The 22,498-nt window shown below is 47.0% G+C and carries 16 protein-coding genes, 3 tRNA genes, 3 rRNA genes and 1 other RNA gene; 1 reads left to right on the top strand and 22 read right to left on the bottom strand.

Going from position 1 to position 22,498, the window contains the following annotated elements; all coding sequences use genetic code 11:
- Nucleotides 1-12: 12 nt before the first annotated feature.
- From MKY99_RS00690 to rpoE, 20 genes are all read right to left on the bottom strand, one after another.
- Nucleotides 13-104: transfer RNA gene (locus MKY99_RS00690), tRNA-Ser, on the bottom strand.
- A gap of 82 nt (nucleotides 105-186) precedes the next feature.
- A 23S ribosomal RNA gene (locus MKY99_RS00685) occupies nucleotides 187-3,115 on the bottom strand.
- A gap of 139 nt (nucleotides 3,116-3,254) precedes the next feature.
- A tRNA-Ala gene (locus MKY99_RS00680) sits at nucleotides 3,255-3,330 on the bottom strand.
- A 21-nt stretch (nucleotides 3,331-3,351) separates the two neighbouring features.
- Nucleotides 3,352-3,428: transfer RNA gene (locus tag MKY99_RS00675), tRNA-Ile, on the bottom strand.
- 45 nt (nucleotides 3,429-3,473) lie between these two features.
- Nucleotides 3,474-3,590: ribosomal RNA gene (gene rrf, locus MKY99_RS00670) — 5S ribosomal RNA — on the bottom strand.
- A gap of 124 nt (nucleotides 3,591-3,714) precedes the next feature.
- Nucleotides 3,715-5,272 (bottom strand): 16S ribosomal RNA (locus tag MKY99_RS00665).
- Together the 16S, 23S and 5S rRNA genes with 3 tRNA genes alongside form the textbook arrangement of a ribosomal RNA operon.
- Nucleotides 5,273-5,574: 302 nt before the next feature.
- Complete coding sequence (locus tag MKY99_RS00660) at nucleotides 5,575-5,841, bottom strand: pro-sigmaK processing inhibitor BofA family protein (protein ID WP_339268126.1); 267 nt, start codon at nucleotides 5,839-5,841, stop codon at nucleotides 5,575-5,577.
- Nucleotides 5,842-5,875: 34 nt separating this feature from the next.
- A complete protein-coding gene (locus MKY99_RS00655; RefSeq protein WP_339268124.1) occupies nucleotides 5,876-6,127 on the bottom strand; it encodes a DUF2508 family protein in 252 nt (83 codons plus the stop codon).
- Between the two features lie 136 nt (nucleotides 6,128-6,263).
- Nucleotides 6,264-6,863 (bottom strand): recombination mediator RecR, encoded by a 600-nt coding sequence (gene recR / locus MKY99_RS00650; RefSeq protein WP_042123249.1) that lies wholly within the window; start codon nucleotides 6,861-6,863, stop codon nucleotides 6,264-6,266.
- Nucleotides 6,864-6,902: 39 nt separating this feature from the next.
- Nucleotides 6,903-7,214, bottom strand: coding sequence for a YbaB/EbfC family nucleoid-associated protein (locus MKY99_RS00645; protein WP_042183982.1), 312 nt, complete (start codon nucleotides 7,212-7,214; stop codon nucleotides 6,903-6,905).
- A gap of 47 nt (nucleotides 7,215-7,261) precedes the next feature.
- Complete coding sequence (gene dnaX / locus MKY99_RS00640; protein ID WP_076301044.1) at nucleotides 7,262-9,037, bottom strand: DNA polymerase III subunit gamma/tau; 1,776 nt, start codon at nucleotides 9,035-9,037, stop codon at nucleotides 7,262-7,264.
- A gap of 137 nt (nucleotides 9,038-9,174) precedes the next feature.
- Nucleotides 9,175-9,443, bottom strand: an RNA gene (ffs, locus tag MKY99_RS00635) — signal recognition particle sRNA large type.
- A gap of 116 nt (nucleotides 9,444-9,559) precedes the next feature.
- Nucleotides 9,560-9,757 (bottom strand): 50S ribosomal protein L31, encoded by a 198-nt coding sequence (gene rpmE / locus MKY99_RS00630; protein ID WP_042123239.1) that lies wholly within the window; start codon nucleotides 9,755-9,757, stop codon nucleotides 9,560-9,562.
- 131 nt (nucleotides 9,758-9,888) lie between these two features.
- Nucleotides 9,889-11,166 carry a radical SAM protein gene (locus MKY99_RS00625; RefSeq protein ID WP_339268121.1) on the bottom strand — a complete coding sequence of 426 codons (1,278 nt, stop codon included), beginning with the start codon at nucleotides 11,164-11,166 and terminating at the stop codon, nucleotides 9,889-9,891.
- Between the two features lie 25 nt (nucleotides 11,167-11,191).
- The gene (gene rho, locus MKY99_RS00620; protein WP_042123234.1) at nucleotides 11,192-12,544 is read right to left on the bottom strand and encodes a transcription termination factor Rho; all 1,353 of its coding nucleotides are present in this window, start codon (nucleotides 12,542-12,544) and stop codon (nucleotides 11,192-11,194) included.
- 163 nt (nucleotides 12,545-12,707) lie between these two features.
- Nucleotides 12,708-13,961 carry a UDP-N-acetylglucosamine 1-carboxyvinyltransferase gene (locus MKY99_RS00615; RefSeq protein ID WP_060623903.1) on the bottom strand — a complete coding sequence of 418 codons (1,254 nt, stop codon included), beginning with the start codon at nucleotides 13,959-13,961 and terminating at the stop codon, nucleotides 12,708-12,710.
- 187 nt (nucleotides 13,962-14,148) lie between these two features.
- A complete protein-coding gene (gene fba / locus MKY99_RS00610; RefSeq protein ID WP_036679934.1) occupies nucleotides 14,149-15,003 on the bottom strand; it encodes a class II fructose-1,6-bisphosphate aldolase in 855 nt (284 codons plus the stop codon).
- A 208-nt stretch (nucleotides 15,004-15,211) separates the two neighbouring features.
- On the bottom strand, nucleotides 15,212-15,598 hold the full coding sequence (locus MKY99_RS00605) for a response regulator (protein ID WP_042123230.1): 387 nt from the start codon (nucleotides 15,596-15,598) through the stop codon (nucleotides 15,212-15,214).
- Nucleotides 15,599-15,966: 368 nt separating this feature from the next.
- Entirely contained in the window at nucleotides 15,967-17,574 is a 1,608-nt protein-coding gene (locus MKY99_RS00600) for a CTP synthase (protein WP_042183974.1), read from the bottom strand.
- A 326-nt stretch (nucleotides 17,575-17,900) separates the two neighbouring features.
- Complete coding sequence (gene rpoE / locus MKY99_RS00595; protein WP_042183972.1) at nucleotides 17,901-18,452, bottom strand: DNA-directed RNA polymerase subunit delta; 552 nt, start codon at nucleotides 18,450-18,452, stop codon at nucleotides 17,901-17,903.
- 458 nt (nucleotides 18,453-18,910) lie between these two features.
- Here rpoE and MKY99_RS00590 point away from each other — a divergent pair, with 458 nt between their 5' ends.
- The gene (locus MKY99_RS00590; protein WP_339268117.1) at nucleotides 18,911-20,080 is read left to right on the top strand and encodes a S8 family peptidase; all 1,170 of its coding nucleotides are present in this window, start codon (nucleotides 18,911-18,913) and stop codon (nucleotides 20,078-20,080) included.
- A 127-nt stretch (nucleotides 20,081-20,207) separates the two neighbouring features.
- On the opposite strand, the gene argS is transcribed toward MKY99_RS00590, so the two are convergent.
- Together argS and MKY99_RS00580 are read right to left on the bottom strand one after the other, a co-directional pair.
- Nucleotides 20,208-21,893 carry an arginine--tRNA ligase gene (argS, locus tag MKY99_RS00585; RefSeq protein WP_076121339.1) on the bottom strand — a complete coding sequence of 562 codons (1,686 nt, stop codon included), beginning with the start codon at nucleotides 21,891-21,893 and terminating at the stop codon, nucleotides 20,208-20,210.
- Nucleotides 21,890-22,333, bottom strand: coding sequence for a DUF1934 domain-containing protein (locus MKY99_RS00580; RefSeq protein ID WP_143764154.1), 444 nt, complete (start codon nucleotides 22,331-22,333; stop codon nucleotides 21,890-21,892). The genes argS and MKY99_RS00580 overlap by 4 nt, the downstream gene beginning before the upstream one ends.
- Nucleotides 22,334-22,498: the final 165 nt, after the last annotated feature.

Below are 22,498 nucleotides of genomic sequence, written 5' to 3'. Positions count from 1 at the left end.
ATGGATTGAAAATGGCGGAGAGAGTGGGATTCGAACCCACGCACCGCTTACGCAGTCTAACCCCTTAGCAGAGGGTCCCCTTATAGCCACTTGGGTATCTCTCCAAACGATATCAGTACCACAGCAATCCAAACAGGAATTTGACTCCCTGAAAACTGAATCCGAATTGAATTTGCGTCTTAAGTATAGGATAAGCCCTCGACCGATTAGTATTGGTCAGCTCCATGCATTACTGCACTTCCACCTCCAACCTATCTACCTCGTCGTCTTCAAGGGGTCTTACTAATTGGGAAATCTCATCTTGAGGGGGGCTTCACGCTTAGATGCTTTCAGCGCTTATCCCGTCCGTACGTAGCTACCCAGCCATGCTTCTGGCGAAACAACTGGTGCACCAGCGGTACGTCCATCCCGGTCCTCTCGTACTAAGGACAGCTCCTCTCAAATTTCCTGCGCCCACGACAGATAGGGACCGAACTGTCTCACGACGTTCTGAACCCAGCTCGCGTACCGCTTTAATGGGCGAACAGCCCAACCCTTGGGACCTACTTCAGCCCCAGGATGCGATGAGCCGACATCGAGGTGCCAAACCTCCCCGTCGATGTGGACTCTTGGGGGAGATAAGCCTGTTATCCCCAGGGTAGCTTTTATCCGTTGAGCGATGGCCCTTCCATGCGGTACCACCGGATCACTAAGTCCGACTTTCGTCCCTGCTCGACTTGTAGGTCTCGCAGTCAAGCTCCCTTATGCCTTTGCACTCTTCGAATGATTTCCAACCATTCTGAGGGAACCTTGGAACGCCTCCGTTACTCTTTAGGAGGCGACCGCCCCAGTCAAACTGCCCGCCTGACACGGTCCCCGTACCCGGTAAGGGTACTAGGTTAGAACCTAGATACGATCAGGGTGGTATCCCAACGGCGCCTCCACCGAAGCTTGCGCTCCGATTTCTACGGCTCCCACCTATCCTGTACAGATCGTACCCAAATTCAATATCAAGCTGCAGTAAAGCTCCATGGGGTCTTTCCGTCTTGTCGCGGGTAACCTGCATCTTCACAGGTATTAAAATTTCACCGGATCTCTCGTTGAGACAGCGCCCAAGTCGTTACGCCATTCGTGCGGGTCAGAATTTACCTGACAAGGAATTTCGCTACCTTAGGACCGTTATAGTTACGGCCGCCGTTTACTGGGGCTTCGGTTCATAGCTTCGGGTTACCCCTAACCACTCCCCTTAACCTTCCAGCACCGGGCAGGCGTCAGCCCGTATACTTCGCCTTGCGGCTTCGCACAGACCTGTGTTTTTGCTAAACAGTCGCTTGGGCCTTTTCACTGCGGCCCCCTCGTGCTATTCACACTACCGGGGCACCCCTTCTCCCGAAGTTACGGGGTCATTTTGCCGAGTTCCTTAACGAGAGTTCTTCCGCGCGCCTTAGAATTCTCTTCTCGCCTACCTGTGTCGGTTTGCGGTACGGGCACCTTCTCCTGGCTAGAGGCTTTTCTTGGCAGTGTGAGATCATGACCTTCGCTACTATAATTTTCGCTCCCCATCACAGCCCAGCCTTAATGATGTGCGGATTTGCCTACACATCAGCCTCACTGCTTAGACGGACATATCCATCAGTCCGCGTCACTACCCTCCTGCGTCACCCCATCGCTCATAGCGGATTACGGTGGTACAGTAATTTCAAACTGTTGTCCTTCGACTACGCCTTTCGGCCTCGCCTTAGGTCCCGACTTACCCTGAGCGGACGAGCCTTCCTCAGGAAACCTTGGGCTTTCGGCGGATCAGATTCTCACTGATCTTTTCGTTACTCATACCGGCATTCTCACTTGTATGCTGTCCAGCGCTCCTTACGGTACACCTTCAACCCACATACAACGCTCCCCTACCCCAGATACATACGTATCTAGCCATAGCTTCGGTGGTGTGTTTAGCCCCGTTACATTTTCGGCGCAGAGTCACTCGACCAGTGAGCTATTACGCACTCTTTCAATGGTGGCTGCTTCTAAGCCAACATCCTGGTTGTCTGTGCAACTCCACATCCTTTCCCACTTAACACACACTTGGGGACCTTAGCTGATGGTCTGGGCTGTTTCCCTTTTGACAATGGATCTTAGCACTCACTGTCTGACTCCCGGCAATAAGTATATGGCATTCGGAGTTTGACTGAGCTTGGTAATCCTTGCGGACCCCGCACCCAATCAGTGCTCTACCTCCACTACTCTTATACCGAGGCTAGCCCTAAAGCTATTTCGGGGAGAACCAGCTATCTCCGAGTTCGATTGGAATTTCTCCGCTACCCCCACCTCATCCCCGCATTTTTCAACATGCGTGGGTTCGGGCCTCCAGTGCGTGTTACCGCACCTTCACCCTGGACAGGGGTAGATCACACGGTTTCGGGTCTACGTCCACATACTCAATCGCCCTATTCAGACTCGCTTTCGCTGCGGCTCCGTCTTCTCGACTTAACCTTGCATGTTAAACGTAACTCGCCGGTTCATTCTACAAAAGGCACGCCATCACCCATAGATCGGGCTCTGACTTTTTGTAAGCACACGGTTTCAGGTTCTATTTCACTCCCCTTCCGGGGTGCTTTTCACCTTTCCCTCACGGTACTGTTTCACTATCGGTCGCCAGGTAGTATTTAGCCTTAGCAGATGGTCCTGCTGGATTCATACGGGGTTTCACGTGCCCCGCACTACTCGGGATCCGTCTCGGAGAGAACACAGTTTAGGTTACAGGGCTTTTACCTCTATCGCGGGCCTTTCCAGACCTCTTCACCTACCATATTCCTTTGTAACTCCATGTGAGACGTCCCACAACCCCTAAGAGCAAGCTCTTAGGTTTAGGCTGTTCCGCGTTCGCTCGCCGCTACTGACGGAATCACTATTGTTTTCTCTTCCTCAGGGTACTTAGATGTTTCAGTTCCCCTGGTCTGCCTCTACATCTCCTATGTGTTCAGAGATGAGTAACTGCGAATTACCACAGCTGGGTTTCCCCATTCGGACACCCCCGGATCAAAGCTTGCTTACAGCTCCCCGAGGCAGTTTCGTTGTTCGCCACGTCCTTCGTCGGCTCCTGGCGCCTAGGCATCCTCCGTGTGCTCTTATTAGCTTAACCTTGATTTTCCCTAAGAAAAATCTCACTAATAACATTTACTTGTTTACACAAGTTGCTAAAAGATGTTCTAAAACGCAAATTCGTTTCGGTATCCAGTTTTCAAGGATCAATGTTTAAAGAAGGTATTGAATTAAAATTATGGTGGAGCCAAGCGGGATCGAACCGCTGACCTCCTGCTTGCAAGGCAGGCGCTCTCCCAGCTGAGCTATGGCCCCATAAAAGGATATAATGTCATATGGTGGGCCTTGGTGGACTCGAACCACCGACCTCACCCTTATCAGAGGTGCGCTCTAACCAACTGAGCTAAAAGCCCATATAACATATATAATATTGTGAATCAACCAAAGAATGGTTGTCCGCTTGGCGGCGTCCTACTCTCCCAGGACCCTTCGGTCCAAGTACCATCGGCGCTGGAGGGCTTAACGGTCGTGTTCGGGATGGGTACGTGTGGAACCCCTCCGCTATCGCCACCAAACGCATACGAAAGAGACTTGCTCTTTCAAAACTGAACACGAGTGAGTGTTCGAACCCGAAGGTTCTATAATGGAAGTTTAACTTCCGATTTGAATGTCTTCATTGCAGAAGACGATTCTCCATAGAAAGGAGGTGATCCAGCCGCACCTTCCGATACGGCTACCTTGTTACGACTTCACCCCAATCATCTACCCCACCTTCGGCGGCTGGCTCCCTTGCGGGTTACCCCACCGACTTCGGGTGTTGTAAACTCTCGTGGTGTGACGGGCGGTGTGTACAAGACCCGGGAACGTATTCACCGCGGCATGCTGATCCGCGATTACTAGCAATTCCGACTTCATGCAGGCGAGTTGCAGCCTGCAATCCGAACTGAGACCGGCTTTGATGGGATTGGCTTCACCTCGCGGTTTCGCTTCCCGTTGTACCGGCCATTGTAGTACGTGTGTAGCCCAGGTCATAAGGGGCATGATGATTTGACGTCATCCCCACCTTCCTCCGGTTTGTCACCGGCAGTCACTCTAGAGTGCCCAACATTACTTGCTGGCAACTAAAGTTAAGGGTTGCGCTCGTTGCGGGACTTAACCCAACATCTCACGACACGAGCTGACGACAACCATGCACCACCTGTCTCCTCTGTCCCGAAGGCCGCCACTATCTCTAGTGGATTCAGAGGGATGTCAAGACCTGGTAAGGTTCTTCGCGTTGCTTCGAATTAAACCACATACTCCACTGCTTGTGCGGGTCCCCGTCAATTCCTTTGAGTTTCAGTCTTGCGACCGTACTCCCCAGGCGGAGTGCTTACTGTGTTAACTTCGGCACCAAGGGTATCGAAACCCCTAACACCTAGCACTCATCGTTTACGGCGTGGACTACCAGGGTATCTAATCCTGTTTGCTCCCCACGCTTTCGCGCCTCAGCGTCAGTTACAGCCCAGAAAGTCGCCTTCGCCACTGGTGTTCCTCCACATATCTACGCATTTCACCGCTACACGTGGAATTCCACTTTCCTCTTCTGTACTCAAGTCACCCAGTTTCCAGTGCGACCTCAGGTTGAGCCCAAGGTTTAAACACCAGACTTAAATGACCGCCTGCGCGCGCTTTACGCCCAATAATTCCGGACAACGCTTGCCCCCTACGTATTACCGCGGCTGCTGGCACGTAGTTAGCCGGGGCTTTCTTCTCAGGTACCGTCACTCCGGTAGCAGTTACTCTACCGGACGTTCTTCCCTGGCAACAGAGCTTTACGATCCGAAAACCTTCATCACTCACGCGGCGTTGCTCCGTCAGACTTTCGTCCATTGCGGAAGATTCCCTACTGCTGCCTCCCGTAGGAGTCTGGGCCGTGTCTCAGTCCCAGTGTGGCCGTTCACCCTCTCAGGTCGGCTACGCATCGTCGCCTTGGTGGGCCGTTACCCCACCAACTAGCTAATGCGCCGCAGGCCCATCCCTCAGTGACAGATTGCTCCGTCTTTCATTCTTTCTTCAGGAGAAAAAAGAAATTATCCGGTATTAGCTACCGTTTCCGGTAGTTATCCCAGTCTAAGGGGCAGGTTGCCTACGTGTTACTCACCCGTCCGCCGCTAAGTTATTTTGAAAGCAAGCTTTCAAAATAACTCCGCTCGACTTGCATGTATTAGGCACGCCGCCAGCGTTCGTCCTGAGCCAGGATCAAACTCTCCAATTAGTATTGAAAAGAGCGATATGCTCATTTTGAAACATCTGACGAGAAAATTAATTCTCTAATTTTGGATTTCACTTTCGTGATTTCCCACTCACTCGTTGTTCAGTTTTCAAAGATCAATGTCTCATCTTTCGTCGTCGTTGCTTGTCAGCAGCGACCTTTATAATATATCACAGCACCTTTGTTTTCGTCAAGCGTTTTTTTAATTTCTTTTTTTCGCTTACCGTTTCAGCAAGTTGTTAATCAACATCTTGTCCAAAGGGGCGAGACTTAATGTATCATATTTTTCAAACTCACGTCAAGCATTAAAACAAAATAATTCTTAATCCTATTAACATTACTACGCCTGGAAGGCCAAGAACCGTTACTGCGCCTATGGTTGCGGGATTCAAGGGAATATGAACTTGTGTGATTAAACCCGAGAAATTCACTACATATATCGCGAGCGCAGCCAGTACCAAATGAGCTCCGAACAGACTAAGCCATCCAAAGCCAAGTTTTTTCCGGAATACAATTACACTCAACAATACAACCGATATGACCAGTACTCCTGTAGCTAACATTCTTAGCATGTTGATCCCTCCTATATTTCCATTTGGTTAGCGCCTACATCTGACTGCTATTTAATCCAATGCTCTTTGCATGTTTAAGATGTATCTGATACTTGCGCTCTGCTGCCTCTAAAATATAAATAGCATAATCAATTTGATCTTGACCCAACGCTTCATCAAACATTAGGTACGCTCTCTCCCACTCAGATTGCGCCTTACGAACCTCCAGCAACGTTTCCCAGCCCTCCGTATCTTTTCTACCCTGTTCTTCATCTACTCCCCGCCACAATGAGCTCCACCATCCCATTACTCATTCCTCCTCAGAATAATTTCGATGCAAAATTACATCTCGTTATTCTCATTCATATCGGGATAGGGACAAACTTAGAACAAAAAAAGGAGGCCCAGGGGGCCTCCTTTTGAAAAACACGACTTTAGAGCTACTAGAATAGCTCACGACGACCTTCCAACGCTTTGGACAAGGTAACCTCGTCAGCATATTCAAGATCGCCACCAACAGGCAAGCCATGGGCTATTCTGGTGATTTTAATCTCAAAAGGCCGAACTAAACGAGAAATATACATCGCCGTTGCCTCACCCTCAATGTTGGGGTTAGTCGCCATGATAAGCTCACTCACTCTTTCATCACTCAAACGAGTCAATAATTCCTTCAAGCGAATATCATCAGGGCCTATACCTTCCATAGGTGAAATCGCACCCTGAAGAACGTGATAATATCCATTAAACTCTTTGGTTCGTTCTATTGCCACCAAATCCTTGGAGTCTTGGATCACACAGATTACTGAAGGATCTCTAGTTTTGTCCTGACATATCTTACACGGGTCCGTATCCGTAATATTACAGCAGACGGAGCAATAATGAAGATTACGCTTGACACTTACTAGCGCTTTAGCAAAATCAATGACGTCATCCTCTTTCATGTTAAGCACATGAAAAGCTAACCGGGCGGCTGTCTTCGGCCCAATCCCGGGCAAGCGCGTAAAAGCATCGATCAGCTTGGCTAGCGGTTCGGGATAATACAAATTAATAATTCTCCTTTAGACGAAAGTGGAGTGAGTGAATTAGAACAAGCCTGGGATCTTCATTCCACCAGTAAATTTACCCATATCATTGTTCGCAAGGTCTTCAGCTTGAGTCAAAGCATCATTAACTGCAGTGATTACCAAATCCTGTAGCATTTCAACATCTTCCGGATCAACAGCTTCTGGCTTGATTTGGATAGAAAGCAACTTTTTGTGGCCATTAACTTGAACTGTAACTACTCCACCACCTGATGAGCCTTCAATCACCTTGCCACCTAGTTCTTCTTGAGCCTTAAGCATTTGCTCCTGCATTTTCTTAACTTGCTTCATCATTTGGTTCATATTATTCATACATCATCTCTCCTTTGGAATGCGCAATTTGCGCTAGTATGCTTACATTACTCTTTTATGACAACAAGGTCTTCTCCAAAAAGCTGGATAGCCTCATCAATCCAAGGTTCAGATTTCGCATCTGCAGTATCATGTTCATGCTCTAGCCGCAACTCTTCTTTGCTAGGCTGTCCCACTGACTTTTGAGCGGCTTCGTTCCAATCGCGCTGCATTATAGTTACCAGTCTATAAGGTTTACCAAGACGCGCTGCAAACACATTCTCAATGACCTGTCTGTTTGCTGGCTTCTCCGTTGTATCACGATGAATCGTGTTCTTAAACGCAACAAGCACAGCGTCGTCCATTACAGATACAGGTTCTCCGTCTACAAACCACGCATGAACCGTTACCTTCTCCTCTTTTACCCCTTGCAAGACAAGACTCCACTGTTTATAGATAGCTGCAAAATCAGGACTATCCTTACCAGCAATAAACTTATCAACATTTGGAGGCATTTTGGAGGTTGCAGAGATTCTAGGCGCAGAACTTGGAGTCGGATTCGATTTCGCAGAAGAGGCACCATCTCGCCCACCTCCGGAAATACCACCGGCCTGCAATGCCTGCTCCAGCTTTTTCTCCAGCGCAGTAATCTGTCTCTTGAGCAGATCCAGTTCACCAGAGTGGACTGCAGGAGCATTCGCCCCTGACCCAGCCTGCAATGCACCTAACGGAGCAGCTGATGCGGTCTCACTTTCCTCTTGCTGCAAGCTACAAAGCTTCATCAGTGCGACTTCAAACAAAGTCTGCGGATGAGTAGCATATTTCATTTCACCCAGGTACTTATTAAGTGTATCTACGATCTGAAACAGACGATCCCGGGAAAATGCGGTGGCCATATCTTTAAACTCGGCGGGATTAAGCACTCGCTCCGTCAGTTGATCGGCCCCAGGTACCATCTTAATCATCAATAAATCACGGAAATAATACATAAGATTCTCTAGACATTTATCAGCACTCTTACCTTCATGCATAAGCTGTTCAACAAGCTCCAGCAGAAGACCCATATCACCTTCCAATATGGCAGTGGCAAGACGTGCAAATTGCTCAGAGGGTATCCCTCCGGTCATCCCCAGCACTTGTTCGTACGTAACTTTGCCATCTGTAAAAGATGAAATCTGATCCAGCAAACTCACTGCATCGCGCATACCCCCATCAGAAAGGCGGGCAATATACTGCAATGCGTTAACATCGGCTGTAATCCCTTCCTTCTCACAGATAGCACTTAGATGTGCTGTCTGCTCTTCCAAAGCTACTCTGCGGAAGTCAAAACGCTGACAACGAGAAATGATCGTCGCTGGCAATTTATGAGGTTCCGTAGTCGCAAGGATGAACATTGCATGTGACGGCGGTTCTTCCAATGTCTTTAATAGCGCATTAAATGCTTCTGTTGTCAGCATATGCACTTCATCAATAATATACACTTTACGGCGCACCTCGGTAGGTGCATATTTCACCTTGTCCCGGAGGTCACGAATCTCTTCTACGCCCCGGTTGGATGCCGCGTCTATTTCCTGCACATCCATCACATTACCCGCAGTGATTCGCAAGCAGGAAGGACACTCGTTGCAAGGCTCCGGACCTGGCCCACGTTCACAATTGACCGCTTTCGCTAAGACTTTAGCAGCACTTGTCTTACCAGTTCCCCGCGGACCACTGAACAGATAGGCATGCGAAACCCGCTGTTCACGAATTGCGTTCTGCAGCGTTTGGATAATGTGCTGTTGTCCAACCATGTCTTGAAACGACTGCGGCCGCCAAGCACGGTACAGCGCGATATGTTCCACTATGCATTACCCTCTCTTAGGCTGCCTCTTTCCCGGCATTTGTCGCAAATTTATTATACTATATTCATCGGCTATTGACCAAAAACAAAAAGCATCTTTGCTTGTGGCAAAGATGCTGTTATAAACAGAATTATAAACCGTGCACCTGTTATTGATGACTACGATCCAAGCGGCAACCCTACATGACTGCTCGGGCTAGGCCACCCTCCGGCACAAGAGTAAACTTACTTATGGCTGCTTCCTTCCGGACCTGACCAGGTTCATAAGCACTCATTGCGGAGGACCCAACCGTCAACACAGCCCGTAGGAACCAAGGCCTCACATCGATAGCACCTCTAACAGGAATTCAACCTCGCTACAGCGGATTGCGAGTTACAGGGCACCGCTACCTCCCCGTCTAGCACGGCGAAGATAAGTATAGCTCACGCTCGGACAAAAATCAACTCCAAGACATAAAATGAGCCCCCAGCGAGAAAGCTGGGAGCTCGATCTAACCATTAAGCCGCTAAGCGGCTATTCCAATTAGATACCGTATTTCTTCTTGAATTTATCAACGCGACCGCCGGCATCCAGGAACTTCTGCTTGCCAGTGAAGAAAGGATGGCAGCTGGAGCAAATTTCAACACGAAGCTCTTGTTTAACAGAGCCAGCTTCGAAAGAGTTGCCACATGCGCAGGTTACCTTAGTTAAGTTATACTTTGGTTGAATTGCTGCTTGCATTTTGAATTTCACCTCTCATGCCCTAAGCCTCATGCGGACCCAGAGTTATATGATTACACTGTGGTATTTTAGCACGAAAAATTCAATTGATCAATATGTTTCATTGGTAATTCATTGGTACATTTAATCTATTAAATGTTGAGTTGCCGTTGCTTTACCCGAGCCATATTTGCTGGTGGTACATGTGTGTAAGAACCAATAACAACATCCGGCAATTCGTCCCGGAAAATTTCCAGCATCGTCTTCATGCCGAGAATTTCACCCTTAGCAGGAGGAATTAACTCCAGATAACTCTCTGGATCAATGTTCAGATTACGCATCTGAATAAGCTTCAGATCCGTACGTCTTACAAACTCCACCATCGCCTCAATCTCTTCTTCGCGATCAGTTACTCCAGGGAAAATCAGATAGTTGATCGATGTGTAAACACCTTGCGAGGCAGCATATTTCAAAGACTTCTCTACATTAGCCAATGTGTAGCCACGTGGTTTGTAATAAGCATTGTAATGATCATCTAGAGCACTAATCGTGCTGACACGCATCAAATCCAGCCCAGCATCGACGATTCCACGAATATGATCGCTTAAGCCAGCATTGGTGTTGATATTAATGTAGCCCATGTAAGTAATCGAGCGCACTTCACGGATTGCTTCTATAATAAGTTTTGCCTGCGTAGAAGGCTCACCTTCACAGCCTTGTCCAAAACTGATAATCGATTCAGGCGTCTTCAAGTGCTCCAACATAACTTGTGAAATTTCATTGACCGTTGGCCGGAAATTCATACGAGTCTGCGGAGACACAAAACCACTATCATCAGGTTGCTCAGAAATACAGCCAAAACATCCAGCATTACATGAATAAGAGACAGGTACACCGCCCTCCCAACGCCCTAAGAAGGTGTTGGAGGAAGTCAGGCATTCATAACCAAGCGCACAGTTAGAAAGATGCTCATAGAGACGGTTATCAGGATATTTGGCAGTCAACTCGCCAACGCTTACCTCAAGATCCTGTTTATCACAGTTCAGTGGGTTCCACTTCTCCGGATTATCGGTTGGATCCGCCGCAACATAGAACCCGCCATCCTTCCACACTACAGCCGAATACCCAAACAGAGGAAGCTTGTAAGACTTATCTGTCTTTACATACCCAGGAAGACACAAGCGAGTATAGCCCTGAGGCAGCAGCGCGCCTACAGCCTGTGAGCCATCCGGCAACGCCATCATTTCACCTGTCTCAGGATCCATACCCACAGCCCGCGTACTAGGCAAGCCCACAAGAGTGGCGCCTTCAGGCAGCGGAATCAACTCTTCCTCCAACATTTCAACGATCATATCCCCACTACGGGCTAACCCGTACAGTTCTGGATGATCATATACGTTTCCTTGCCCGTCGGCATATACCAAATACATGTTAGTCTCCTCTTATTATCAATTCTCAAGTTGTAGGTACTGAAGAAGTCTTTGCCCGTGTTGTGCGACGAGCAGCCGTACCACTGTTGGAAGTTCCTCCGCTACTTGCAGTTCCATTTGGCGATTGTTTAGCTCCCGCAACGTCAAATGATGCTAAGAATTCAGCATTAGTCTTTGTATCACGCAGCTTTTTGATGAATCCCTCCACAAAATCGTAGGATTCATTCATATTTTTGCGAATCGCCCAGATCGTATCAAGCTCTTCTTTGCTCAAGAGCACTTCTTCACGACGTGTACCTGAACGACGAATATCAATAGCAGGGAATATACGGCGTTCCGCCAATTTGCGGTCCAAATGAAGCTCCATATTACCAGTACCCTTAAACTCTTCATAAATAATATCATCCATACGTGATCCGGTATCAATTAAAGCAGTTGCTAAAATAGTCAGTGAACCGCCCTCTTCTACATTCCGTGCAGAGCCAAAAAACCGTTTCGGCCGATGAAAGGCTGCTGGGTCGATCCCCCCACTAAGCGTGCGCCCAGATGGTGGAACCACAAGATTATACGCACGTGCAAGACGGGTAATGCTATCTAAAAGAATAACTACATCCTTCTTGTGCTCAACTAAACGAAGAGCTCTTTGCAACACAAGTTCGGCCACTTTAATATGATTCTCTGGAAGCTCATCAAACGTCGATGCAACCACTTCGCCTTTTACTGAACGCTGCATATCAGTTACTTCTTCGGGACGCTCATCTATTAGCAATACAAAGAGTTCAATCTCAGGATTATTAGTGGAAATACTATTGGCAATTTCTTTCAAGAGGAGCGTTTTTCCTGCTTTAGGAGGTGCTACAATCAAACCCCGCTGCCCCAAACCTACAGGAGCGAGCAAATCCATTATTCGGGTAGACAAATGAGTAGGGGATGTTTCAAGCGGTAGCTTGTCTTGCGGATAAAGTGGTGTTAATGCTGGAAAATGTAGTCGCTCCGCTGCGCTAGCAGGGTTCTCGCCATTAACGGCATTGACTTGAAGCAGGCCAAAATATCGTTCATTTTCTTTCGGCGTCCGGCATTTCCCAGATACAAGATCTCCGCTTCTGAGATCAAACTTCCGAATTTGTGAGGCTGAGATATAAATATCTTCAGCGCTAGGCAAATAGTTAATCGGCCTTAGAAATCCATAGCCCTCGGGTAGAATTTCCAGTACGCCTTCCATAAACATAAGACCGCTTTGCTCTGCCTGTGCCCGAAGGATCGCAAAGATCAGTTCCCGTTTCTTCAGCTGTCCGTAATAAGGGATCTGGTATTTCTTGGCCAGCTTATACAACTCGGTCAGCTTCATTTCTTCCAAATCGGAAATTTGAAGATCCATGTAATAACCACCTATTCAATTTTTAAATGAGTTCGCCCTAGTCTATCTACTAGGCAAAATGATGAGTCTATTAAAATGCCCATTAGGATATTAATACCCAATTTGGAAGGATATATGCGGTAAATAAGCAAATAAACCTCCTTCCAAACGGGATATCCTAATTTTATTCGTTCTCACGCCAAACATGAGCACCAAGTTGTCGAAGGTTGCTCACTAAATTATCATAACCACGGTCAATATATTCTACGCCGGTCACCTCGGTGATCCCATCCCCTACCGTCAATCCAGCAATGACAAGAGCAGCGCCTGCCCGTAAATCAGTCGCTTTCACCTTTGCAGCGTTAAGCTTACCACCCTCAATAATTGCAGAACGGCCTTCAACGCGTATTTTCGCGCCCATCCGTACCAATTCTGGCACATGTTTAAAACGGTTGCTGTAGACAAAATCGCTAAGCACACTAACGCCTTCCGCCTGTGTCAACATACTTGTCATAGGAGATTGTAAATCTGTAGGAAAGCCAGGATAGGTCAACGCTTTGACATCTGCGTGCTCATATTTAGCTCTACCTATAACGCGAATACTTTCGTCAAGCTCTTCAATATCAACGCCCATCTCTAAAAGCTTGGCCGTTAAAGCTTCCAAGTGCTTAGGAATAACGTTATCTATCAACACATTACCACGCGTAGCCGCAGCGGCAATCATATAAGTTCCTGCTTGAATCCGATCGGGAATAATGGAGTGACGGCAACCGTGCATCTCCGATACCCCTTCGATTCTGATGGTTTCTGTACCGGCGCCTTTAATAACAGCGCCCATAGAGTTCAATAGGGTTGCTACATCTATAATCTCAGGCTCTTTAGCCGCATTTTCAATAATTGTGGAGCCTTTGGCACGTGAAGCCGCCAGCATGATGTTAATAGTGGCACCTACGCTTGATACATCTAAATAAATCTTCGCACCGCGTAGCTCTTTAGCATATAAGTGGATAGAACCATGTTCGTTGGTAACAGTTGCTCCCAGTGCCTCGAATCCTTTGATATGCTGATCGATTGGACGAGGTTCGAAGTTACAACCACCGGGTAGACCTATTGTCGCTTCTTTGAATCTTCCAAGTAGAGCTCCCATCATATAATACGAAGCTCGAAGTTTCTTAACCGGACCATTAGGCATAGGTATAGATACAATACGCGAAGGATCAATTTTCATCTGGTTGCCTGACCAAGATACACTTGCGCCAAGCTCTTGCAAGATTTCGGAGTAAACGGCTACATCACTAAGGGACGGTAAATTATCAAGAACAACTTCAGATTCGGCCAAAATCGCCGCAGGAATAAGTGCAATAGCACTATTCTTTGCTCCACTGATGGTTACAACGCCCTCTAGCGGACGTCCACCGCCAATCATTAATTTTTCCATAGATTTATCAATTTCCCCCTACGTGTATTGCAGCTGTGTGGGCAATACGTGCTGTGGACTTTTAGTGATGAAAATGGAAAGACACCGGCTAAGCGGTGTGCTTTCCTCATCAAACTATTCAACTGGGCAGAGCTACACCCTGCCCTTTACAAATTGCTTGTCCACCTGTGGCGGAAGCTAACAATGATTAGGCTTTGTTGTTGGATCCAAATTCGCGGATTTTACCGATAACGGTTTCTTTGATTGCATCGCGACCTGGTGCGATGAATGTACGTGGATCGTAAGCATCAGGTTTAGCAGCTAGAACTTCGCGAACAACTTTTGCGAACACGATTTGGTTCTCAGTGTTTACGTTGATTTTGGAAGTACCCAAGGAGATAGCTTTCTTGATGTCATGTTCAGGAATACCTGTACCACCATGAAGAACCATTGGGATGTTAGTAGCGTCGCGGATTTCTTCCATTTCTTTAAATCCGAGGTTAGGCTCGCCATGGTAAGGTCCATGAACGGAACCTAGTGCAGGAGCCAAAGTGTCGATACCTGTTTCTTTAACAATACGTACGCACTCATCAAGCTTAGCATACATGATGCCGCCGATAACGTCGTCTTCTTGTCCACCAACAGTACCTACTTCTGCTTCTACAGAAACACCTTTAGCGTGAGCATATTCAACGACTTTTTTAGTCATATCAATGTTCTCATCGATTGGGTGGTGGGAACCGTCGATCATTACGGATGTAAATCCAGCATCAATTGCTGCTTTACATTTATCAAAGCTAGATCCATGGTCAAGGTGGATCGCTACAGGAACTGTGATATTCATATCGATAATTAGACCTTCTACCATTTTAACAACAGTAGTGAAGCCGCCCATGTGACGTGCTGCGCCTTCGGATACACCAAGGATTACTGGTGATTTCTCTTGTTCAGCGGCACCAAGAATAGCTTGTGTCCACTCCAAGTTGTTAATGTTGTACTGACCTACTGCGTATTTTCCTTCAAGTGCTTTGTTCAACATGTCTGTCATAGATACTAATGGCATGGTTTCATCCTCCTAAGAATGTTGGTTGGCTATGTTTTTAAACCGACATCACATACAGGCTTATTATAACACATCCTGAGTCAAATACTAAATAGGATAAACAAAAAAATGTCCCGGTGGGACGATTTTTATCCAGCCCGTATAGCATTTGCACTCAAACTGTTTATAATCACCATAACCAAATAGAATCGATACAGAAAATATCACTTTAACTGCATTGATCTACAGACTTATTATGAAGATGCATATTGACCGCTACCCGCATTTCATCGATGTCAAATGGCTTTGTGAAATGCATCAATGCGCCTAGCTTGGTTGCTTCCTTAATCATATCCAGCTCCCCATAAGCGGTCATCATTATGACCTTAATGGATGGATTTAGTTCCTTCAGATGCTTCAGAATCTCGAGTCCATCCATTCCCGGTATTTTCATATCGAGCAAAACCAAGTCAGGAGACTCACTGCGAACAATGTCTAAGGCCAATTTTCCGTTAGCTGCTTGAAATGTCGTATATCCTTCGCTATTGAACACTTCCATAAGAAGAATCCGAATCCCATTCTGATCATCGACAATTAACACTTTCTTTTTTTCCATATAATACCCTCCCAGAGATTAAGCCAGATTGACTATACCGCGCTCTCCACAGCTAACGGCCCCTTCAGAAACTAACCCATACGAAACCTATTATTCGTGCTTCACTGCTCAAATCCTGCTAATTGGATAAAATGGGTAAATAAAGAGTCTGAATTACAGTGATGTCATTTACGGAGCTCTTCAAAATGGACAAACAGGCATAAACACCTTCGGCGTCCCTATAAGGACGGTAAGCGTTTAAGCGAAAAATATTAGACATAAAGGATAGATGAACAACTTATACTTTTGAATAGTTAAAAAAAGAGCCTCCTATGGGAGGCTCTTCAGGTTTGATACAGAACCCGCAGGTTCCGATTATATTTACAAAATTACTGCTGTTCGGAATGAGTCAAAGAAGCTTTGACGAAATCACGGAACAACGGTTGTGGACGGTTCGGACGTGAAGTGAATTCCGGATGGAATTGAACCGACAAGAACCAAGGATGTCCCGGAAGCTCTACGATCTCAACTAAACGGCCATCTGGAGAGGTTCCGGAAATAACGAGACCTGCTTTTTCAATCTCATCACGGTACGTATTGTTGAACTCATACCGGTGACGGTGACGCTCATAAACCAGTTCATCATCGTAGCAAGACATTGCCAGGGAACCCTCAGCAATCTTACAAGGATACAAGCCAAGACGCATAGTACCGCCCATATCTTCAATATCCTTCTGCTCAGGAAGCAGATCGATCAGTGGATATGGTGTGTTCGGATCGATTTCGGAGCTATTCGCACCTTGTAGACCTAGAACAGAACGGCCATATTCGATTACGGAAACTTGCATACCTAAGCAAATTCCGAAGAAAGGTATCAATTTCTCACGGGCATAACGAATCGCAGAGATTTTACCTTCAATTCCCCGATCACCGAAACCACCAGGAACAAGAATACCACCAATACCACGCAGCATTTCATCCACGTTCTCATCCGTAATTTCCTCTGCATTCACCCAGCGAATCTTAACCTCTGCATTAGCAGCAAAGCCTGCGTGTGAAAGTGATTCAACAACGCTCAAATAAGCGTCATGCAGTGCTACGTACTTACCAACAATCGCAATTTCCACTGTTTTTTCAAGCTTCTGAATCCGTTCAAGCATACTTTCCCATTCACGCATATCTGGTGCAGGTGTCGTAAGCTTCAAATGATTAACAACAATCTCGTCCAATCCTTCATCACGAAGATTCAATGGAACTTCATACAACGTTGAAGCATCGCGGCATTCCACAACAGCATTAGCATCAATATCGCAAAAGAGTGCGATCTTCGCTTTCATATCTGCGGAAAGCTCATATTCCGTACGGCACACGATGACATTCGGTTGAATACCGATACTGCGCAGCTCTTTAACACTGTGTTGTGTCGGCTTTGTCTTCACTTCTCCAGCAGCCTTGATATAAGGAATCAAGGTTACGTGGATATACATCACATTTTCCCGTCCGATATCACTCTTGATCTGACGAATGGCTTCCAGGAACGGAAGACTTTCAATATCACCTACGGTTCCACCAATCTCTGTGATTACAACATCAGAGTTGGTCTCGCGGCCTGCACGGAACACGCGTTCTTTGATCTCATTCGTAATGTGTGGGATAACTTGTACAGTTCCGCCCAAATACTCTCCACGACGTTCCTTGCTGATTACGGATGAATAGATCTTACCTGTCGTCACATTGTTGTTCTTTGACAGATTAATATCAATAAACCGTTCATAGTGTCCAAGGTCAAGGTCAGTCTCCGCACCGTCATCGGTTACGAATACTTCACCGTGCTGATAAGGACTCATCGTTCCAGGGTCTACGTTAAGATACGGATCAAATTTCTGAATCGTTACCTTTAGACCTCTGTTTTTGAGCAGCCTGCCCAGCGAAGCGGCGGTAATGCCCTTGCCCAGGGAAGACACAACGCCACCCGTTACAAAAATATACTTTGTCACTGTAAAACCCTCCTAAATAAAGTCCAGACATAAAAGCGGCGCATGGTGTTTATCGTAACCCGTTTTACTATCATCAAAACAGGGGAAATCAAAAGTTTGATTCACCGGGGAAAACATAAAACGTTGTCCCGCAAATTACATAAAACTACAGCTACTTTGCATCTAAAAAAACAAAAAAGTGACACCCGTAGAACCGGGGCACTTTTTATTTTAAGAAACGCGTTTATTAACTTACATGATAAGCCCATGCAATAGTTTACTCTGACGTTCCCCCACTGTCAAGGGAGGAATTATACCATCAGCAAGACTCTTTGAAATTATTTATCTTACTTGTCAGCTTCTGCATCGTCTTCATCTGAGTCATCTTCTGCATCGTCTTCATCTGAGTCATCTTCGTCTATGTCATCTTCATCGATCACGACATCTTCGTCGACTTCTTCTTCGCTGTCGTCGTCGGAATAGAGGTCGTCGCGATCTTCGTCGATAGCGTCGAAATCCTCTTCTTCAGCAGCGTAGTTTTCTTCTTCTTCAGCAAAGTCGTCATCTTCCAAATCATCGTCTTCATCGTTGATGATACGCACGCGTTTGGTGTTACCAACCGGATCATCAGAGCGCTCTAGAGGATACCAGCGTTTCAATCCCCAAAGGTTGGTTCCGACACAGGCAAAACGCCCATCAATGTTAATCTCGGTATATAACTGGGCAATAGTATCTTGGCTTTGTTGATCGGTCATGCCGCGCAACTTGGCTACCTCGACCATCAGATCACGGTAATAATACGGTGTATTGGCTGCCTTAAGCACTAGAAAGGCCAAATCCACCATCGGCATTTCTTTAACTTTCTCAGGGTCTAGCTTTAAATTGAGTGGCGTACTCACTAAAGGACACTTCCTCTCACGCATTGTTCACATTACGGTTTATTTCAATAATATCCATTAACAAAACTAAGTAAAACCTATTTGACAACAAATTGCAAGTCAAAAGCGGTAACAGCTAACAGAAAGAGCCTTCAGGCTGTTATCCATAGCAGAAACCTGTCTCCATCTTGAAGAAGGATAAACCCAAAACATATGTACCCGTGTGAAACTTATAATTCCTTTTAAATAAAAAAAGGCGGAGGAAACCCTCCGCGCATGACTGTATCCACGCCAAGGATCGGCTCCTTACGTGATGTTACAAAGAGAGTGTTAATCTCTTCTGTCTATTTTATGTAAAGCGCCGTCTTTTGACACGATGGGCAGCCCATTTCGTTAAAAAAGGGCAAGTTCCCATTCGGACCCCCTCTTCCACTCATACAATATGGCAGCAGGGCACCGAGGAGGGGACAGCGAAACCTATGGACTATTACAAATTTTGGCACATGCTTCTTGAAGAAATATCGGTTGCCCCCAACAATGGTGAGCGGCGTATTCTTACCTTCAATGATCCCCGCCAGTATGCCGGAGCATTTACACAATGGAAGGCGCTGAAAGCGAAGCAGCCTGAGCTGCGGCAAGTGCAGGTATCTCCGCTGATTCGGGCCTTTTTTGTGCCTGCTGCCGGAGCTGGAAAACTAATGAACCGATTTGCAGATCTCCTAAATGTCGAAGAGGATCTACAAATACAAATCCATTCTATAGCTAACGAAAAAAGCGGAACCGCTACACTCCCTTGGGGAGTAAAAGCCATTCATGCTCCTCAGGCATGGTCCAAATCAACTGGAGTTCACGTCAAAATCGGCGTAATCGATACAGGAGCTGATTACCGCCATCCCGATCTGAAGCATTCATTAGCCTCTGGGGTCAACCTACTACACCGCGGAATGTTGCCGCTGGATGATAACGGGCACGGAACTCATATCGCCGGGACCTTAGCGGCAGCAGGGGGAAATCGTGGGATGATGGGTGTAGCACCACGGGCACTACTATATCCAGTCAAGGCTTTTGATCATAGTGGATCAGCCTATGTGTCTGATATTGTGCTGGGTATTGATTGGTGCGTGCAGAACAAAATAGATATCATCAATATGAGCTTCGGAATGAAAACTAGAAGCAAAGCGCTTCACAATGTGGTTATTAAAGCGTACCGAGCCGGAATCGCTGTCATCGCCTCATCCGGGAATGACGGCAAACGTGGCGGAGACTACCCCGCACGTTATCCTGAGACGATTGCCGTGGGTGCCATCGATAAAAGACATCGTGTTGCTGGCTTCAGCAACCGCGGTTCTTATATCGATGTCTATGGCCCCGGCGAAGGCGTGACCTCCTGTTGGCTGAAGGAGGGCTACAAAGAGATGAGCGGCACCTCTATGGCGACCTCGCATGTCACGGGAGCCGCTGCACTGCTGCTCGCGGTGCGACCGGGGCTCTCGCCAAGGGAGCTGAAGCTGCTCTTGCGCCGTACCGCGTCCCCGGTGCGGCTGCGCAAGGGGCAGCGACGCGCATCCCTTGGCGGCGGCGCTGCCGATGCCCTACGCCTGCTGAAAGCAGGAGTGAGGGCCAAGCGGGCGGTATCCGCGAACGTATAGACCCTACCCGGGCACCGGGTGGGTCACTCTGACGTGAGCGCAGCTTGTGCCGGTGCGAAGAACGGCACAAAATAAAATCCGCCTCCCAGGGAACCGGAAGGCGGATTTTTTGTCGTTTGATGTTGAATTACATGCGGTCTGGTGCGGAAACACCAACAAGACGCAGGACATTAGCAATGGTGGTACGCGCAGCACCAAGCAGTGCAAGTCGTGCCACGGTTTGAGCGGCATCCTCAGTGATTACACGTTCAGCTTTGTAATAACTGTGGAACATCGCAGCCAGTTCATATACATAACGGATGAGGCGATGTGGAGCATAACCTTCAGCCGCAACAGCAATTTCTGCTGGGAGCTCACCAATTTTGCGCAGCAGGTCATATTCATGCACTGCTGTCAGCTTGGAGAAGTCAATCTCAGCGTAATCAGGAATGGAGATCCCTTGCTCCTCTGCCTGACGGAAGATGCTGCAGATACGCGCATGCGCATATTGAACGTAGAATACAGGGTTCTCATTAGAAGTAGAGATCGCCAAGTCCATATCGAAATCGAGATGGGAATCCATGCTACGCATGGTGAAGAAATAACGAATCGCATCGATTCCTACTTCTTCCATCAAATCTTCCATCGTAACCGCTTTGCCGGTACGTTTCGACATTTTAACCTTTTCACCATTCTGGAACAGGCTGACCATCTGAGCAATCAGAACCACTAGCTTCTCAGGATCATTGCCAAGTGCTGACATCGCCGCTTTCATCCGCGGAATATAGCCATGATGATCCGCACCCCAAATGTTAATCATTTTATCGTAACCACGGCCATACTTATCGCTGTGATAAGCAATGTCCGGTGTAAGGTAGGTGTATGTGCCATCGTTCTTAATCAGAACGCGGTCTTTATCATCACCATACTTAGTCGTTTGCAGCCAGGTTGCCCCATCCTGCTCATAAACTTCTCCACGATCACGAAGCTCATCTAGCGAGCGTAACACTTCTCCGTTCTCGTACAGGGAAGTCTCACTGAACCAGATATCGAAGTTTACGCGGAATAGTCCCAGATCACGTTTGATTTTATCGAGCTCTTTATTAAGTCCATAAGTCCGGAAAAAAGCTGCGCGGTCACTCGGGCTCATTTCGAGTAGTGTATCACCCTTTTCAGCCACAAGCTCTTTAGCAAATCCCTTAATATCCTCGCCATGGTAACCGTCTTCAGGCATTTCTGCTTCTTGGCCCAGCTCCTGCAGGTAACGAGTTTCAATGGATTTGCACAGGTTGACCACCTGGTTACCGGCATCATTAATATAATATTCCCGTGTCACCTGATAGCCTGCATAATCAAGTACGTTGCAAAGCGCATCGCCGACAGCAGCACCACGAGCATGTCCTAAATGAAGGCTACCCGTTGGATTAGCGCTGACGAACTCCATTTCAACCTTCTGACCTTGACCGATGTTAATACGGCCATAATCATCACCCTGCTCAGCAACAAGGCTGATAATTGGATACAAATAATTCTTGGACAACGTAAAGTTAATAAAGCCTGGTCCGGCAATCTCAGCTTTTTCAATAGAAGCGCTGCTAGTATCCAAATGTTCTATAATTGCCTCAGCAATTTGGCGCGGGTTACGTTTTGCGATTTTGGTCAGCTGCATAGCAGCGTTCGTAGCCAAATCACCGTGTGCCTTATCTCTTGGTACTTCCAGTACGATATCCGGAACCTCTTCCGGTGCAACAATTCCTGCATTTACAATTGCATCGGCAATGGCTTCTTTTACCCGTTCATTCACTAGCTCCAACGGATTCTTTCTCTGTGTCATAATTTCGGCTCCTCCTGTATATGCAAACTAATAGCAAACTTTCCTGACAATTCCTCGTATACGTACAAATCATATTCCCATGCAACCGTTAGGGAGCGCCCTTCGCGCACCACGTCCAGCTTGTTCGTTTCTGTAGAAAGATTAAACTGTGTATATGGTGAACGATAGAATCCCGGCAGACGCCGTCCGGATTGAAAGCTCTGTTCCGACTGTATCCCACCGTGGCGGATTAGCTTTAGCTGTTTGCCTGCAATCTTTATTGTTGTACGAACAGAAATTTCCTCTCCTCGAGGGCCTTGCTCTAACTCTTCATATTGAATATATAGATGCGGTCCTTTGGATACTACCTCTCCATTCGCTTTCATAACATTCCGCTGACCATCTTGAAGGCTCACAAGCGTAATAGAGACGTCATATTTGTTAGACTGTAATTCGGGCATCACACGTTCCTCCATTCTGCAAGCCTCTGCATTCTGCATAAGAAAAACGCCTGTCGTAAAACTTAAACATTTTTATATTCATTCAAAGGCCTATTCGCTTTCCCATTGTACACTATATCCAGTTCAAAGAAGCATTTCAATCTCAGAATCCATTAGATCTAGCTT

The organism is Paenibacillus sp. FSL R5-0470 (assembly GCF_037975205.1).
Taxonomy (GTDB): domain Bacteria; phylum Bacillota; class Bacilli; order Paenibacillales; family Paenibacillaceae; genus Paenibacillus_AQ.
Note: the sequence above shows the minus strand (reverse complement) of the source record. Positions and strands in the feature narration are given on the sequence as shown.